Source organism: Streptococcus sp. 1559, from assembly GCF_013276735.1.
Classification (GTDB): domain Bacteria; phylum Bacillota; class Bacilli; order Lactobacillales; family Streptococcaceae; genus Streptococcus; species Streptococcus pseudopneumoniae.
Genome location: NZ_VMLO01000029.1, coordinates 1 through 16,879, shown reverse-complemented (window position 1 = coordinate 16,879; position 16,879 = coordinate 1). Strand labels below are relative to the sequence as shown.

The window sequence follows — 16,879 nt, the reverse complement described above, 5'->3', positions numbered from 1 at the left end:
AGCCTGCTTTATGCTATACTTAAAGCATGAAAAAACCTATTCAAAAATTTTTTAACAATGAAATCTTAGCCTATCTCTTTTTTGGCCTTGCAACAACTCTAGTTTCGATTCTCTCGCGATTGGTCATTTATCAACTAACTCATCAGGAACTTCTTGCTACGGCCTTGGCAAATATATTTGGTATCCTATTTGCCTTTATCACAAATGATAGGCTTGTATTTAAGCAAGCAAGGAAGAATCGGCTTATCCGTTTAGTGAAATTTTTTCTTGCCCGCCTTTCTACTTTTCTGTTAGACTTGTTTTTAACTTTTCTCTTTGTAACTCAATTCCCTCATATCATAGGGCAATTTGTAAACGAAAATCCTGATAAGGTAAATGCAATTGAAACAATAATTGCACAAATACTCATTATTATCATCAATTATATCTTGAGCAAGATCTATATTTTTAGAAAATAATGCTCCATTTATGAGCCTTTTAATTGCCTTCTATAATGATTTAGGATACAATGAAACACGAAACATTGAAAGGAAAACAGTATGTTAAAAAATCTAAAATCGTTCTTGCTTCGAGGAAATGTTATTGACCTTGCTGTCGGTGTTGTCATTGCCTCTGCTTTTGGTGCTATCGTTACTTCACTTGTAAACGACATTATCACTCCTCTTATTTTAAATCCCGCTTTGAAAGCTGCTAAAGTCGAACGTATCGCTCAACTTTCTTGGCATGGAGTCGGCTATGGTAACTTTTTAAGTGCTATTATCAATTTTATCTTTGTGGGTACCGCCCTCTTCTTTATTATCAAGGGTATTGAAAAAGCACAGAAACTGACTGGTATAAAGGAAGAAAAAACTGACGAAAAAAAACCAACCGAATTGGAAGTCCTTCAAGAAATCAAAGCCCTTCTTGAGAAAAAATAATCGATTAAAAGGATCTAGCACAAAGCTAAATCCTTTTTCTTTACTCTTTGGGCAACTTGCCTGCTTTTTCTAGCATCTTCTTGATAAGATAAGGCATCTTAACATTCTCCCGCCCTTTTTTCTCAATCAGTTTTTTCACAAATTCCGGCATTTGTAAATCTTGAGATTCAGCCAAAATGTTTTTCGTCTCGTCTGAAGGAACTAACTCATCAAAGGTCTCTTCTTCTGGGAGAAATTCCTTAAACTCTTGATGTTCATTGGCTCTAACTGTATTGACCAAGGCATCAATCAAGCGAGAATCTGTATTTGGCATTGGTGGACGATGGTAGTTTACCCCAAATTCCTGACACAAGTCATAACATTCCACATCATTATCAAACAAGACTTCAATGTGCTCACTGATAAAGCTGATTGGAACAAAAATATAATGGTCTGGATGTTCTGTCTGTTCTCTGAGATACTCCAAAACATCTGGCTTAATCCATGGAATCCCAATATCACTCTCACTTTGCCAGGTATTTGTATATTGATCGGAACTCAAACCTAGTTTTTCAGCAACTAACTTGCTATTTTCGAAAATTTGATCGATATAAGGATCTCCAAAATCCAAGGCAAAAATGGGCACACTATGGGCTGAAAAGATGACTTTAAAGCTATCCTGCTTTACTTCTTCTTTTAAAATTTTAGCAATTTCATCTGCCCAATAGTTTAAAAGTGCTTCTTCCTGATACCAGTCCTTAATGACCAAAAATTGAATTTGTTTGCTTTCTAAAAATTTTTCATAGCCCATGACAGAGTAGAAAGAATAATGAGGCTCCAAAATCAAACAAATACACTGTTCAATTCCGTCTGCTTCCATTTGACCGATCACATCTGGAATAAAGGGACTGGAAAACTTATTAGCAAAGTAGACACTGTATTCATTCCCCAGCCTAGCTTCTACCAAGGCAACCTCTTGACGGGTAATTTTTTGCAGAGGCGTGCCTCCAATTCGTACATAATTATCATAGAGAGTCTGAATCTCGTGGTCTTGAGGTCTCACTCCACGACGAATATTTGTGAAAAAATCAGCTACACCTTCAAAGGTAATCTCTTCTGGCGAACCGAAGGTCATCATTAAAATTGCTTTTTTCATAATCGCTTCCTTGTGATGTTTTTATCAAGTTTATTTTATCATGAATCCACTGATAAGTAAACGCTAACATAGCAGATTGCCCTAACTTCTGTCTTTTGTTTTTCTCTTCTTTCTATGATACAATGGAAAAAATAAATTCAAAAGGAGTTTTTTATGACTTATCCAAATCTCTTGGACCGCTTCTTAACCTACGTTAAGGTCAACACGCGCTCTGATGAACACTCTACTACTACTCCAAGTACACAGAGTCAGGTTGACTTCGCAACAAATGTCCTAATTCCTGAAATGAAACGTGTTGGACTGCAAAATGTTTACTATCTACCGAATGGTTTTGCTATTGGAACCTTGCCAGCCAATGATCCATCTTTAACACGTAAGATTGGCTTCATCTCCCACATGGATACTGCTGATTTTAATGCTGAAGGAGTCAATCCACAGGTAATTGAAAACTACGATGGTGGTGTGATTGAACTTGGAAATTCTGGTTTTAAACTGGATCCAGCCGACTTCAAGAGTCTTGAGAAATATCCAGGCCAAACGCTCATTACAACTGATGGAACAACCTTGCTAGGTGCTGATGACAAGTCTGGTATTGCTGAGATTATGACAGCTATTGAATATCTGACTGCTCATCCTGAAATCAAACACTGTGAGATTCGTGTTGGTTTTGGTCCAGATGAGGAAATCGGTGTTGGTGCTAATAAATTTGATGCAGAAGATTTTGATGTGGATTTTGCCTACACTGTTGATGGTGGTCCACTAGGTGAACTTCAGTACGAGACTTTCTCAGCCGCTGGTGCTGAATTGCATTTCCAAGGCCGTAATGTCCACCCTGGTACTGCCAAAGGGCAGATGGTCAATGCCCTTCAGCTAGCAATTGATTTTCATAATCAACTTCCAGAAAATGACCGACCTGAGTTAACTGAAGGTTACCAAGGTTTTTACCATCTAATGGATGTGACAGGTAGTGTTGAGGAGGCGCGTGCAAGCTACATCATTCGTGATTTTGAAAAAGATGCCTTTGAAGCGCGTAAAGCATCCATGCAATCTATCGCTGATAAGATGAATCAAGAACTTGGGAGCAACCGTGTCACTCTCAACTTGACAGACCAGTACTACAATATGAAAGAAGTCATTGAAAAAGATATGACTCCAATTACCGTTGCTAAAGCCGTTATGGAAGATCTAGGTATCACGCCTATTATCGAACCAATCCGGGGTGGAACAGACGGCTCTAAGATTTCCTTTATGGGAATCCCAACTCCGAATATCTTTGCAGGTGGCGAAAATATGCACGGACGTTTTGAATACGTTAGCCTTCAGACTATGGAACGTGCAGTTGATACCATCATTGGCATCGTAGCTTATAAAGGCTAAAAAGACGAGGTGGCTCAGCTACTTCGCCTTTCTGTTTATTCTACTGCTTTTTCTTGATTACCAGTGCTTGTTGTAGATTCAGTTGATCCCTTTTCTGAAGTTAATTCAGCAGGTTTAGAATCTCTTGTGTTGCTTGCTTTGTTTTCGTCGCTAGCAGTTTCGCTGTTAGATTCTGTAGTTGCGTTTGGTTGGTTCTCAGCACTGGTGTTATCACCATTTGCTTCAGCATTTCTTGCTGGACTTGTTTCTTCACTTGCGCTAGCTTTTGACTGGATTTGGTGATTCAAAACTAGAATAGCTTTTGTCAATTCAAGTAAAGCTGCTTTGTCTTTACTCTTAGCAGAAAGTTGATCTAGTAATGCATCCACTTTATCAAAGTCCTCATCAGAACCATTATTACTTTCTAAATAAGAGTGAAGCGACATGAGAATATCGTAGAGTTTTTGATAGAGTACAAGTGTCTGAGAATCTTGCTCAGCATTTTCCTTTTCTTGTTGAAGGGCGCTAGCGATACGAGTCAAAACATCTTTTACCTGACTGTTTACTTCATCCAAGTCTGCATCAGCCTTGTTTGTGGCAGCTTTTAGATTTTCTACTTCTTCTGCCAAGGATTGTCTGATTCCTTCTTCATGGATTTGTTCCAAGAGTTGATTTGCCTTGTTCAAAAGACTTTCTACTTCTTCCTTGCTGACATGATTGACATATTCTTCTTTTTTAAGATCAGGATAAAGATCTTTCAAAAATTCATAAATCGCTTGCTTAGCAGATTGGTTATCAACTTTTTCTTTATCTAAAACTGTTTCATTTACTTTTGCAGTAGCTGGCTGATTTTTCAAAGCCTCTTCTACTTCTTGTTTTGTTTGGTAAATGCTTGGGAACAGTTTATTCAAGTCCACAGCCTTACGGAAGGATTGAGATTGATATAAAGTAAAAGTCAAATTAGCTACTTTATTACGAAGCTCATCACTTAAACGACCATCGTTTACATGCTCATAGAAGTACTTGATGTATTCCACTGTTGTATCGCCAGTACGGTCATTAAAGTCTTGAAGAGCTTGAAGTTGTGATTCAACCGCTGCTAAAGCAGCCTCATCTTTAGCCAACTTAGCCTCTTGGAGTCGAACGAGAAGGTCTTTCTTAGGAAGTCCATAAGTATCTGTATCTAGCGTATTGATTTTATCAATCAAGGCCTGATATTTCTTATCTAAAGCACTTGTTTCAACAGGTTTGACACTTTCATCAATATGGATATATTGCTTATCAAAGAGGTCAAGTGTTTTTAGATAACCTGCTGTAGAGTTAGTTGCTAGTTTCTTCATATTTTCAGTAAACTGACCTAAAACTAACTCAATCTGTCTTTGTTTGATTGGATCGTCTTTATAGACGTTTCGACTTTCAGCAAGAAGTTGATCTACTTTTGCCAAGACTGCCTTCTCATCAAAAGTTCCAGGTTGATAGTTGGATTGCAGGGCTGGAATTTTGTTTTTCAAGGCTACTTCATAGCCCTTAGTTTGAACCTTGATGTAGTGATTGTGGTCTCCATGACTCATGACAAAACCTGATTCATCTTCAGCGATAATACGATTAGCATCAAATCCGTATCCATCTTCTTCATGTTTCTCATGTGAAGTTCCTGGATTGATTGGAAGAGATGGAGAAGGTGTTGCTAGACTATTGTTTGGAAGAGTCGGTTGCCCAATTTGATTTGATTTTGGAATGTAATGGAAATGATCACCATGTCTTACAATATAAGCTATAGCCGTTTCTTCAATGATATCTTTTGGATTAAAAATATAACCATCAGATACTGAAGAGAGCTCCTTACTTGTCGTTAAAGAAGAAGGATTGCTTGAAAGACTGCCTAGACTAGACACTACTTCATTAGGTTTTGCATTTGTAGAAACTGTAGAACCAGTTCCACTGATAGACACCATTCTGGCAATCTTTTCTTCTAAGGCAGAAAGCTTGCTGTAAGGAATAAAGTGGTAATGGTCGCCATGCGGAATCGCAACTCCATTTGGTGTAAGACTGATAATCTTAGCAGGGTCAAAGACCAGGCCATCTGATTCACTGTAACGTTGGGCGCTAGGTGAATCATAGAGTTCCTTCAAAAGACTCTGGAGATTTTCAGATTTATTTGCTGGCTTGCTAGTTGATCCTTTTGCTACAGATTGCGTATTATTGTCACTAGCTGTTGAAGAATAGCTTAACTGACTCGGTTGCATATTTTTTCCAGCCAGATGTGCTTTAGCTGCTGCTAATTCACTAGCAGATAAATCGCTTTTGGGAATGTAGTGATAGTGACCTCCATGAGGAACGATATAAGCATTACCCGTATCTTCGATAATATCAGCTGGATTAAAGACATAGCCATCATTTGTCGTATATCGTCCCTGAGACCTTGCTACAGCAACATCAGAGCTGACCTTCTCCTTATCTTTGACATGTTCTTGTTTTTGACGATTGATTTCATCTTTGGTTCGAACATTATCAGCATGAGCTACATCTTTCAGGTAGACATAATATTTTCCATCGACCTTGATGATACAACCATCCTTGACTTCATTGACAATATCAGCGTCTTTAAGTTGATAGTTTGGATCCTTCATCAAGAGTTCTTCACTAAAGAGGGCATCATAAGGAACTTTCCCATTATAGTAATGATAGTAGTCACCGTGTGACGTTACATAGCCCTGACCTGTAATTTTGATTACAATTTGCTCAGCCTGAATTCCTTCTTTCTGGCTAACCTGGTCTGGTGTCAAGTTTTCACTTTTCTGACTTGACTGGCTGCCATCCACATAAGAGACACGATTATTGTCCTTATTTTCCTGCGAACGATGCTGGTTTTGTCCATAGGCACATAGACTCAAGGATACGATAACAGCTGATCCAGCTGCTATATATTTTTTACTGAATTTCATAAATCCCTCATTTCAATAAATGATGAAACTTTTTCTTAACTTCTTTTTTCTCGGTTAAACAATTTTTCTAAACCGCTTATTTAACCATTTAATTAACCAGTAAATAGTTTACTATTTAAAATTATAGAGAAATGAAATAAGAATAGGACAAATTGATCAGGACAGTCAAATCAATTTCTAACAATATTTTAGAAGTCAAGGTGTACTATTCTAGATTCAATCTATTATACTTCTGTCAAGTTTCTGTTACTTTCTTCTAAAAAAGAGAAGCAACACGAAAGGTTACTTCTCCATAAAATATGCTTCATTCTTTTTACTACTGTATAGGAGTCGGTTGACTCTCTTTTAACAAAGCCAAGAGCCTATCTAATTCTGCTGAAATAGTGTTACTGTCTTTCGTTCCGAAAAGAAGACTGCTGTTTAGACCAGACAATGTCTCCATAGCATTTTGGCGAGTACGAGAATCTGTTACTTTTTCTAGCAAGGTCTCCGCCTCTGCTATCTTAACGTCAATAACAGAACGCTCTACTTGTGGAACTTCATCCTCATCTGTAGTATCTTCAGCTTCTTCCTCTGTCTCTTCCGCATCAGTGCTTGGTCTATAAAGATTATCTGCTGAAGGATTTAAACCAGCGTGATTCTCTTTTTCATCAGATTCAGAATGAGTTGGCTCACTTACTTCATCATGTTCCTTATCTTCATCAGGTTTACCGTTTTGGTCTGCCTTATTTTTACGAACATGGTCGCTAGCATTACCCCAACCATTATCTGAATGAGGACGTTGGTCAGGATGTTCAACGTAGTATTTCACTGTCGCAAATAAATCTTCTAAGGTATAGCCTTCAGGAGCTGAGTAAAGTCCTTCATCAAACCATGCAAACTTAAGGTTATGATAGTGATCAAAGTGAGGAATTATAAAGTGACCATTTTGTACAGCTACAGTATACTGTAAATGATTCGGTATTTTTTCTAATGGTACCTTTTTCTCAGCTTTTACGCGGTTATAGATAGCTTCTGTCCCTGTTGCCTCTGGTTTTGCTTCTGTTGCTTCAGTAGAATTTGGAGCTTGTAAGCCTTTTTCTTTAGCATAAGCCTGAGCTGCTGCTCTTTCAGCTTCAGATAAGCTGTCTTTTTTAATCCAGTGGCTATGGTTCAAGTGTGGAGTGACGTAGGCATTTCCTTCATCACTTTCAATATCATGCTCATCAAAGATATAGCCATCCTCTGTTGTATATTTACCTGCTAATTTCGCTAATTTAATTTCATCGTCTGTATAGGCAATTTGAGCATTTGGTTTGCCAAGTCGCTCTGGATGGGTAATTGGTGCTAGGAATGCCAATAAATCATCTACCAATTTTACTTTATTAGAAGATTCATCATTCAAGCGCTCTGCTAATTTGTCTAAAGTTTGGAAATCAGAAACGCGACCTTTATTTTCAGACAAGGCTTTATGAGCCTGGGTTAACAGATTGTAGGCTTTATCATAAAATTCTTGGTCACGAGAAGCGACATTTTCTTTTTTAGCAACTAGAGCATGTGTCTCTTGAGTTTTCTTAGACAAGAGATTTTCAATAGCATCAATCTTATCCTTAGCCAAGTCTTTAGCAAAAACATAGTGACTGACACCAGCAATTTCCACAACATATCCTTCCCCAACTTTTCTAACAACCTGTTCTACTGTAAAATCAGTTTGTTTTTTCTCAGTTGATGGTTGAGCTTGCGGTTTTGGTGCTGGTTTCAAATAATTCATTCCCGGCAAGACTGCACCATTTTGTCCCTTAATAGCTATCATACGAGCCAATTTTTCTTCCAAAGGTGACATTTGTGAATAAGGGATAAAGTGATAATGGTCTCCGTGCGGTACAGCAACACCATTAGCTGTACGATTTGTTATTTGTGCCGGGTCAAATACTAGTCCATCCGATTCTACATGGCGTTCTGATAAGGGTTTAGCATACAATTCACGTAAAAGGCTTGGAATGTCTTCCCCTTGATTTTGATGATAAGTTGGAGTGACAGTCAAATTGTGGTTCTCTGACAAGCTTGGTTGAGCTGGATTTGCATTATGACTAGAACTTGAAGAAGGACGAGACCCCTGCTTCCCATTCCAATAGGCTTGGGCTGCAGCCAATTCTCCTGCAGACAAATCACTCTTAGGAATATAGTGAAAATGATTTCCATGCGGTACAACAAAAGCGTCACCTGTATCTTCAATCACATCTGTTGGACTAAAGACATACCCATCATCCGTTGTATAGGCTCCTCCAGTTGCTCTATTCGGTGCCTGCGTATTGAGATTAAAGTTTGCTTTAATGGCTGAACTTGGTTTCGCAGGACTGCTTGGTTTCGTATTATCAGAATGCTTTTGAACTGGCTGACCTCCAATTGGTAGATTTCGAGCCAATTTTTCTTCCAAGGCAGACATTTGCGAATAAGGAATGAAATGGAAATGATCTCCGTGAGGTACTGCCACACCATTTGCAGTACGTTTTGTAATCTGTGCTGGGTCAAATACTAATCCATCAGACTCCACATGACGTTGGCTAAGTGGCAAAGCGTACAATTCTTGAAGGAGACTAGCTAAATCCTCATTTTGACTCTCAGGAGTTGTTGTAAGATTTTGAGGAGTTTCAGATGGACTCGTTCTCACACTAGATCTTGTTTCTCCCCTGCTAGAACGATATTCAACCGTACTTAATTGACCGCCTTTTCCAGATAAGAAGGCTTGGGCAGCAGCTAATTCACTGGCAGACAAATCACTCTTAGGAATATAGTGGAAGTGATTGCCATGAGGAACAATATAGGCATCGCCTGTATCTTCAATGATATCAGAGGCATTAAAGATATAACCATCATCCGTTGTATAACGTCCTTGGGCTCTGGCTGCAACTACCGCCTGATTGTTTGAACCGCCACCGTGATTACTACTATGTTCCTGCTTCTGACGTTTAATCTCTTCTTTTGTCCGAATATTATCCGCATGGGCCGCATCTTTAAGGTAAACATAGTATTTACCGTTTACCTTAATGACATAACCACCCTTGATTTCATTGACAATGTCTGAATCCTTCAACTGATAATTCGAATCTTTCATGAGGAGCTCTTCACTGATGATGGCATCATAAGGAACCTTGCCATTATAGTAATGATAATGGTCTCCATGAGAAGTCACATAACCTTGATCCGTAATCTTGATAACAATTTGTTCAGCATTGATTCCCTCTCTCTTACTGACTTCATCTGGTGTTAAGTTCTCTGCCTTTTGACCAGCCTGATTACCATCTATATAAGCAACTCGATTAGACTCTTTCTTAGCCTGACCAGCTTGGTAACGACCAAGTTCATAGGAACAAACACTTAGGGCAAGAACTGCCACTGAACCTGCTAGATATTTTTTATTGATTTTCATTTTTTCCTCACTTTAATTCTTCTGCTAGAACACTTATATTTTCTTCAAGATTTTCTAAATAGGTCTTGTCATTTTGTGGGTCTGCCTCTAAAGGATTCAGAGTTTTAAGACCTACACCTGTTGATTTGACAAGAGTTTCAGCTACTTTTGAAGAAGCGTTACTTTCTGTAAAAATCGTTTTAACCTTATAGGTTTTAACAAATTCCTGAATTTCTGTTAGTTGTCTTGGACTTGGTTCTTGTTCCGGAGAGATACCTGCAATACCAAGTTGATTGAGTCCAAATCGCTTAGCTAAATAAGAAAAGGCTGTATGTTGTGTTACAAATGTTTTCTGAGTCGCTTTTTCAAATTTAGGCTGGAATTTCTTAGTCAATTCTTGAGCTTTTTTGATAAAGGCTTGCGCATTTTTTTGGTAAGTTTCTTTATGCTCACTATCCGCCTCCGAAAGCTTATCAGCGATAATCTGAGCTTCTTCGCCAGCTTTTTCAGGATCTAGCCAAGTGTGAGGGTCATAGAGCGTTTTTTCATCAACTCCATCCCCTGCTTCTACATCTTCTAGCCCTGGGACGCGGTCTAAAGTCATTCCCTCTGAAGCCTCTAAAACCTTCACTTTGGATTTTTTTAGATTGGGATCTAAACTTCCTGCCCAAGATTCGAGCGTATGTGAATGGTAAACAAAGACATCTGCATCATAGATGGCTGCGATATCATTTGCCGAAGGTTCAAAGGAGTGAATCCCACTACTTGACTGAATCATCCGAACATCATTCAAGTCACCAGATACTTCCTTAACCATAGCATAGATAGGATAAAAACTGGTCACAATTTTCATCCCCTTTCCTGTCTGACTTTCCTTTTGACTACAGGCTCCTAGCAATAAAAGAAAGACACTTAACAAGACTAAAAATAAATTTTGTTTCTTCATGAACAACTCCTTAACTGTTTAATTAACTAGTAAACATTCTACTCCTAAAAACTTAATCTGTCAAGATATTTTTAGAAAAAATTTGAAATTTCTTTCACATATAAAAATCTGCTGAGTTTCAACAACTCAACAGACTTTTACTTTATTCTTCTATGGTAGAATGCTTATAGCCATAAGTGAAGTAAATAATACTTCCTACTAACAAGGCAACTAGGAAAGCAATCCAAGTTTCCATATTATACTGTAACATAAAGGATAAACAAATGATGATTGATAAAATCGGTAACAGGGGTACCAAGGGTGTTTTAAATTCCCCAGCTTTTGGCATCCCTTTTTCTTTCCGTAAGCGAATCAGGCCGTAAGCCAGCATGATTAAGTAGGCCAAGGTACAAATGTTTAAGAAGGCTGCAATACTAGCTAGCGGGAAGATTCCTGCTGCTACTGCTGAAGCTAGACCTGTTAAAATAGTAGCATTCTTTGGTACCTTGCTAGTCTTCGTTAGTTCTTTAAAGGCGGCAGGCATTAAGCCATCGCGCGCTAAACTGTAAATCATACGCGATAGGGCATAGGTCATCGAGATACAAACTGTAATCAAGGTCAAGATAGCCACTAATGACACATAGTTGGCTGCCCAACTGATCCCAACGCTACGAAGGGCAAAGGCAACGGCATCATTGACATTTAAATGACTATAGTGAACCACACCAGTCAAAACAAGCGTCACCAAGGCATAGAGAATGGTTACGATAGAAAGCGATAAGACAATCCCTCTAGGAATATTTTTTTGAGGAGTCTTGACCTCATCTACAGCCATAGAGATGGATTCAAATCCCAAAAAACCGAAGAACATCAAGGAGGCACCAGCCATAATACCAGTACTAGCACCATAGATTTGTCCAAAACCATAAGGAGCAAAATTACTCCAATTATCAAGTTTGATATGCCAAATTCCTACTAAAACAAAGAGAGCTAAAGCCGAGAATTTCAAAATAACTAGAATAGAATTAAAGCGTAAGGCTGCTTTAGCATTGAGTAAAACAAGCGAGGTCACCAAGACCAAGACAAGAATAGGCAATAAATCAACAAATGTCCCTGCTTGAGGATTAAAGGTACCATTTAAAGGCTGAGGAAGGGCTATCCCGTATTGAGAGAGCAAGCCTTTAAAATAAGCTGCCCAACCCGAAGCTACGCCTGATATGGCTGTCATGAACTCCATCATGGTTAACCAACCAGCCAACCAGGCTGGGAATTCTCCTAAAATAGCATAGAGATAACTGTAGGCACCACCTGTAGCAGGTACTCGTGAAGCAAATTCTGCAAAAAAGAGGGCTGATAATCCCACACACAAGGCAGAAATGACGATTGAAATCACTAGGGCTGGACCAGCAAGTGTGGCAGCTGCAGTACCTGTAATTGTAAAGATGCCTGTCCCTACCATGGCTCCGATACCCAGCAAAATCAAATCCCATAACTTCAAATGCCTGTGCATCTCCGTTTTATCCAAACTTACATTCTTTGTTCTAAATATATTCATATTTCTTCTCCAAATAAAATGATGATTCTATTTTACCATAAATATAGGAGATTTGTGACTATTTATAAAATATTTTTCTAAAAAAAAAAATCTGACTACATCTTGTAATCAGATTTTTATCGATTCTAGTTCATTTCTTTAAATGCTGCTTCTGCATCCGCATTACTGATAGCACCAAATTGAATCTTTCCAATCTTTCCTTGACTATCAATTAGGTATTCTGTAGGAATGCTTCGAATTTGATAAGCTTGGAAGGTTGTTGCTTTAGTATCATAAAGAACTGGGATATCTTTATATCCTTGTTCTTGGAACCATTGTGGGAATTGATTAACAGTTTTTTCACCTTGAATTCCTGGTGCAATGACAGTAAGAATTTCAAAATCGCGATCTGGTTTTGCAGCTAATTCCATCAACTCAGGCATACTTTTCTTACATGGACCACACCAGGAAGCCCAAAACTTCAAGTAAACCTTTTTACCCTTAAAATCAGATAACTTGACTTCTTTACCATCCATGGATTGCAAGGTGAAGTCTGGAGCATCTTTCCCAACAGCAATTTGCTGTACAGGCGTTTCTTGTTTTGGCTGTTGTGGGGCTTGAGTTTTTTTAGTTTCTTCCTCACCACAGGCTATCAATACAACTAATGACAAGAGACTTAAGCCAACAAACATTACTTTTTTCATCATTTTCTCCTTTATTCAAAAATTCCAGCTAGAACATTTACTTGTCCTAATAGTAACAAAATTCCCATTAAAATAATGAGGAAACCACCAATTTTCTTCATTAGCATCATATGACGTTTGATTTTACTAAAATAAGGCATGACTAGACCTGAAGCTAGAGCCAAGACCAAGAAAGGAAGAGCCATCCCCAGAGTGTAAATAAGAGTATAGATAGCACCTTGCCAAGCTCCATTGCCTCCAGAAGCCGCAAGCGCTAAAACAGAACTTAAAACTGGACCAATACAAGGCGTCCAACCAAAGCTAAAGGTAATACCGAGTAAAAAGGCTGACCAATAACGATTGGCTTCTGATTTCTTAAAAGTAAAGCTTTTTTGAACCTCTAATTTCTTAAAATGAAAAATTTCCATCTGGTGAAGTCCCAAAATGATAATAATAGCTCCCATAACATATCGAAACCAATTGGCATAGAGAATATGACCAAAGTAACCAGCACCAAAGCCTAGAATAAAGAAAATGAGAGAAATACCTGCGATAAAGCAAAGTGTTCGAATCAAGCCTGACCAGAGAACCTTTCTCCCAAATAAAGAAAAGCTTTTTGCACTTTCCTGATCATCCAATAAAATTCCAGCATAGACTGGCAGAAGTGGAAAAATACAAGGAGAAAAAAAGGATAAAACACCTGCTAAAAAAACGGAAATTGAAAATACTATCGTTTCCAATAAAGAACCAACTTTCTTAAGATTTCTAATCCTATTTTACTATATTCAATTTAATTTGTATGCTTTCTGCTACGCAAAATCGTATCGGGAACTATTGGACTAATCTTTTCTTTTGCTAGTCAAGGTGGATCTTGTCCCCAAAATAGCCAAAAAGCAACGACAAGGGTTACTCGTCGCTGCTTTTGTGAACGGAAATGTCTTTTAGGTCTGACATTTCATAACTCATGTTTTACTTGAGTTTGGCAAGGATTGCTTTAAGTTCCTCTACTAGTTTAGCTTCTGTCTCTGCTGATCCATTTTCTTCTTTCACGAAATCAAGGGTTTCTTGGAGAAGTTTTTGGGCTTTGGCAAGGACTTTTTTATCCGCTTTTTCTGCATCTAGCTGTCCAAGAACTCTTGTCAATTCCGTGATTAATTGCTGGATTTCTGACTCTTTCTTACGGCGAACCAACCAGAAGGCAATCACGCCTAGAAGGGCGAGTAGACCGACTACAATCACTCCTGCTGGAACTGAGTTTGTTTCAGTCATCTTATCTGAATCCTTACTATCTTCCGTTCCTTGCTTAGTATCCTTCTTGTCCTGTGCAGGCTTGCTGTCGCTAGCATTTGCTTTCACATCTTTGAGAGAGTCCAAGGAAGCCTTCACAGACTCTACTGCAGTACGTAGACCTTGCTCTGTCAAGGCACTATCTTCCAGAGCTTTTTGAGCATCTAGGAGGACCGCCTTGGCTGCATCGATTTTCGGATTAGATACTGTTGCCAAAGCTTTCAAGCGTTGGTCTAACTCTTGAGTCAAGGCACGAAGTTCAGACTTGTCAACTTGCTCTTGAGCTGGAGCTTGTGTGCTCGTTGAGCTAACTGAAGGACTTGCTGCCGCTCTAGGTGCTTGAGTCGGAGCTGGAGCAGGACTTGCAGGTTGACCCGAAGCAGTTGGTTGAGACGGTTGTGGAGCTGGCTCAGATGGAGCTGTTGGAGTCTCAGTAGCTCCTTGGTCTGGCTGAGTAGGAGTAGAAGGTTGCGATGTTACGTTATACGAATCGGGAATTGGATAATATCGTTTTGATGGCAAGCTGACTGGTGTTGAAGAAGCACTAACTTCACTATTACCATGTTTAGCTGTCGCACTTACTTGAGTTCCTGCACTAGCCGCATTATGGGAAATTGTAACAACACCACTTACTCCATCAATGCTGACACCTGATTTTGTTGGTGTTAGGCTCCAGCTTGACCCTGATTTCGTAGCTACAACTTTGTCGCTTCCAATGCTAATTTCTACATGGTCTGCATTCGCACTTGGTGTTACCGTTACATTGGCATTCGCTTCGCTAGAGGCAACTGTTGGTTTTTCAGGTGTTGCTTCTTTAGCTACTGGTACTGTCGCTCTTCTTTCATCACTAAACCAGGAACCACGTTCTCGTGGATTACCATCGTTTACGTTATTATTTACTTCGATAACAGTGAGTGCTCTAAATTTATCTGTTCCTATCTTATTAACTCCAGACTTATAATCAGACTGGGTAATAGTAATTTGGCGTGCAGAACCATCCCCATCATTATTAGGAGATATATCTTTAGAGGCAAGTATATTATAACCTTCCGGATAAGCTAATCCATCCGTACTCCCTCCATAATTAGAAATATCCGAACCTCCGGTTACCAAATATACTTTCATCTTTGCGCCATTAGGTAATTTAGGAACATAAGGAATTGTCACATCAATATTAGGTTTTTCATTAGCTTTACCTGCTAAGCTCGGGACACTTGCATCTGTACTATCATTTGGTGTATTAATAGTCGGCTTCTGAAAAGGGAGATAGTATCCAAATTGTGTCGTCTGACTACCGCTTGAAGTAGTTACTGTTACATTCAATAAATACTGACCCCTACGCGGAGTAATTCCGTCGAAAGTCAAAGATGCTTCACTCCCATTGACAGAAGATTCGACCTTTAACCCCATGTTTTCATGACCAGTTACAGATATGCTAGTAATTTTCTCATGATTTGATTTAGCACTAATTTTCAAAATATTACCAAATACTCTATCTCCACCTGGTACTACTAGTATATTAGAAACTTCTATTTGTTTACGTACTGCATTCCATCTCCCAATTGTTAATCCTGCTATATTCCGTCTTTTTCTTACATGAACTCCTCTTTCCTCAGAATTTTCCTCACTATCATTTTTTGACATCATCACTTGATTACCATCTAGTAACTTGTGAGCTTTTTCGACAAGTTCTCCAGAAATCTTTCCGTCGTCTGAAAGTCCTAACTTTTCGTTGATAGTATCTGCTAAGTTTTTAAAAGCTGCTGCCGACTCAGGATTGGATTCTTTCAATCTTTTAGATGCATCTATCAATTTATCATATAACTGATCCCCATCTTCTTCTTGGGATTGATCTATCTTATCTTCTCTATTAGCTTCTTCTTTGATAATTGAGGATTTTTCTTCCAACTCTGGTTGAGCTTCTTTTTTATATTTCTCTACCTCGGACACTGGAGATAACTCACTCGATACAGGTTTAACTACACCATCAACTTTTCGTCACCTTTATTCTCTACTGTTGACTCAGCTTTTCCTTCACCATCTTTAGCTTGGCTGTCTTGCTCTTCTTTATCTGTCTCTTGAGTTTTTGGTTTATCCCCTTCTTGTTCTACGTTAAGATTTTGATTGCTTGTATCTGATGGCAGTAAGACAGATGGATTCCCAGTGTTGCCATTTCCATCCTGACTGACCACTTCTGTATTTACTTCCGCCGCCTGGACTTCTGTCGCTGGATTAGCTATAAAAAAGACAGACCCTAGCAAGACTGAGACTGCTCCAATTGAAAACTTGCATATAGAAAAGCGTTGGCGCTCATTCATTTTAAACTGTTTCATGGTTTTTTACCTTTCTTTCTACCCTGTCTTTGCTCCTCTAGCCATGGTCATGCAGGCATCAACTCGCAATAAAAACAGGAAAACATGACCTTTTTTCATCTTAAACAAATGACAAAAAGCCCAGTGTTTACTAATACTTCATTATATCAACTTAGTTCCCTTCCTTCAACCTCACTTTGTTTTAGAAAATCGATGATTATATATATATGCATGTTGCTTATTTTAAAGGATTTAGAGGCTCCTTATTTGAAAATTTAGTATATTTTTCGTTATTTTCAGAAATTTTAAATTTATATGACATTCAAAAGAAGCTGTTCGTCTTGCTATCTATCGCCAGCAAGAACTATCCTAGACTCAGCAAGTCATAACCACCCGT

General features: G+C 38.7%; 12 protein-coding genes and 1 pseudogene. 3 read left to right on the top strand and 10 right to left on the bottom strand.

The genetic code is table 11. The features are described from left to right. The first annotated feature begins 26 nt into the window (after positions 1-26). Together HT688_RS04705 and mscL are read left to right on the top strand one after the other, a co-directional pair. Complete coding sequence (locus tag HT688_RS04705) at positions 27-458, top strand: GtrA family protein (RefSeq protein ID WP_000743002.1); 432 nt, start codon at positions 27-29, stop codon at positions 456-458. Positions 459-539: 81 nt separating this feature from the next. Beyond that, positions 540-917 carry a large conductance mechanosensitive channel protein MscL gene (mscL, locus tag HT688_RS04700; RefSeq protein WP_000916792.1) on the top strand — a complete coding sequence of 126 codons (378 nt, stop codon included), beginning with the start codon at positions 540-542 and terminating at the stop codon, positions 915-917. A 40-nt stretch (positions 918-957) separates the two neighbouring features. Here mscL and hemH read toward each other — a convergent pair whose 3' ends face one another. Then, the gene (hemH, locus tag HT688_RS04695) at positions 958-2,052 is read right to left on the bottom strand and encodes a ferrochelatase (RefSeq protein ID WP_050222852.1); all 1,095 of its coding nucleotides are present in this window, start codon (positions 2,050-2,052) and stop codon (positions 958-960) included. A gap of 153 nt (positions 2,053-2,205) precedes the next feature. On the opposite strand from hemH, the gene pepT reads away from it, so the two are divergent. Next, positions 2,206-3,429 (top strand): peptidase T, encoded by a 1,224-nt coding sequence (pepT, locus tag HT688_RS04690; protein ID WP_000222060.1) that lies wholly within the window; start codon positions 2,206-2,208, stop codon positions 3,427-3,429. 35 nt (positions 3,430-3,464) lie between these two features. On the opposite strand, the gene HT688_RS04685 is transcribed toward pepT, so the two are convergent. The 9 genes and pseudogenes from HT688_RS04685 to HT688_RS04645 all read right to left on the bottom strand — a co-directional run bounded on the left by HT688_RS04685 (position 3,465) and on the right by HT688_RS04645 (position 16,503). After that, entirely contained in the window at positions 3,465-6,353 is a 2,889-nt protein-coding gene (locus HT688_RS04685; RefSeq protein ID WP_023938121.1) for a pneumococcal-type histidine triad protein, read from the bottom strand. 316 nt (positions 6,354-6,669) lie between these two features. Further along, positions 6,670-9,762: a pneumococcal-type histidine triad protein gene (locus tag HT688_RS04680; protein WP_023938123.1), complete on the bottom strand. Its 3,093-nt coding sequence runs from the start codon at positions 9,760-9,762 to the stop codon at positions 6,670-6,672. A 7-nt stretch (positions 9,763-9,769) separates the two neighbouring features. Beyond that, positions 9,770-10,687 carry a zinc-binding lipoprotein AdcAII gene (adcAII, locus tag HT688_RS04675; protein WP_000744536.1) on the bottom strand — a complete coding sequence of 306 codons (918 nt, stop codon included), beginning with the start codon at positions 10,685-10,687 and terminating at the stop codon, positions 9,770-9,772. Between the two features lie 142 nt (positions 10,688-10,829). Further along, a complete protein-coding gene (locus HT688_RS04670; RefSeq protein ID WP_001020307.1) occupies positions 10,830-12,221 on the bottom strand; it encodes an APC family permease in 1,392 nt (463 codons plus the stop codon). Between the two features lie 125 nt (positions 12,222-12,346). Next, positions 12,347-12,904, bottom strand: a complete 558-nt coding sequence (gene sdbB, locus HT688_RS04665) for a thiol-disulfide oxidoreductase-associated lipoprotein SdbB (RefSeq protein WP_172923594.1) — start codon at positions 12,902-12,904, stop codon at positions 12,347-12,349. Between the two features lie 11 nt (positions 12,905-12,915). Further along, entirely contained in the window at positions 12,916-13,623 is a 708-nt protein-coding gene (gene ccdA2, locus HT688_RS04660; RefSeq protein WP_172923593.1) for a thiol-disulfide oxidoreductase-associated membrane protein CcdA2, read from the bottom strand. A gap of 229 nt (positions 13,624-13,852) precedes the next feature. Then, positions 13,853-14,269, bottom strand: coding sequence for an LPXTG cell wall anchor domain-containing protein (locus tag HT688_RS04655; RefSeq protein ID WP_171039212.1), 417 nt, complete (start codon positions 14,267-14,269; stop codon positions 13,853-13,855). 27 nt (positions 14,270-14,296) lie between these two features. After that, positions 14,297-14,494 (bottom strand): annotated as a pseudogene (locus HT688_RS04650) (hypothetical protein); the annotation flags it as partial. Between the two features lie 1,655 nt (positions 14,495-16,149). Then, positions 16,150-16,503 (bottom strand): YSIRK-type signal peptide-containing protein, encoded by a 354-nt coding sequence (locus HT688_RS04645; protein WP_240148161.1) that lies wholly within the window; start codon positions 16,501-16,503, stop codon positions 16,150-16,152. Positions 16,504-16,879 lie beyond the last annotated feature (376 nt).

What these genes read in the sequence shown, in the direction of transcription:
- HT688_RS04705 (WP_000743002.1), top strand. Translation starts at nt 27, where the DNA reads ATGAAAAAACCTATTCAAAAATTTTTTAACAATGAAATCTTAGCCTAT.
- mscL (WP_000916792.1), top strand. Translation starts at nt 540, where the DNA reads ATGTTAAAAAATCTAAAATCGTTCTTGCTTCGAGGAAATGTTATTGAC.
- hemH (WP_050222852.1), bottom strand. Translation starts at nt 2,052, where the DNA reads ATGAAAAAAGCAATTTTAATGATGACCTTCGGTTCGCCAGAAGAGATT.
- pepT (WP_000222060.1), top strand. Translation starts at nt 2,206, where the DNA reads ATGACTTATCCAAATCTCTTGGACCGCTTCTTAACCTACGTTAAGGTC.
- HT688_RS04685 (WP_023938121.1), bottom strand. Translation starts at nt 6,353, where the DNA reads ATGAAATTCAGTAAAAAATATATAGCAGCTGGATCAGCTGTTATCGTA.
- HT688_RS04680 (WP_023938123.1), bottom strand. Translation starts at nt 9,762, where the DNA reads ATGAAAATCAATAAAAAATATCTAGCAGGTTCAGTGGCAGTTCTTGCC.
- adcAII (WP_000744536.1), bottom strand. Translation starts at nt 10,687, where the DNA reads ATGAAGAAACAAAATTTATTTTTAGTCTTGTTAAGTGTCTTTCTTTTA.
- HT688_RS04670 (WP_001020307.1), bottom strand. Translation starts at nt 12,221, where the DNA reads ATGAATATATTTAGAACAAAGAATGTAAGTTTGGATAAAACGGAGATG.
- sdbB (WP_172923594.1), bottom strand. Translation starts at nt 12,904, where the DNA reads ATGAAAAAAGTAATGTTTGTTGGCTTAAGTCTCTTGTCATTAGTTGTA.
- HT688_RS04645 (WP_240148161.1), bottom strand. Translation starts at nt 16,503, where the DNA reads ATGAAACAGTTTAAAATGAATGAGCGCCAACGCTTTTCTATATGCAAG.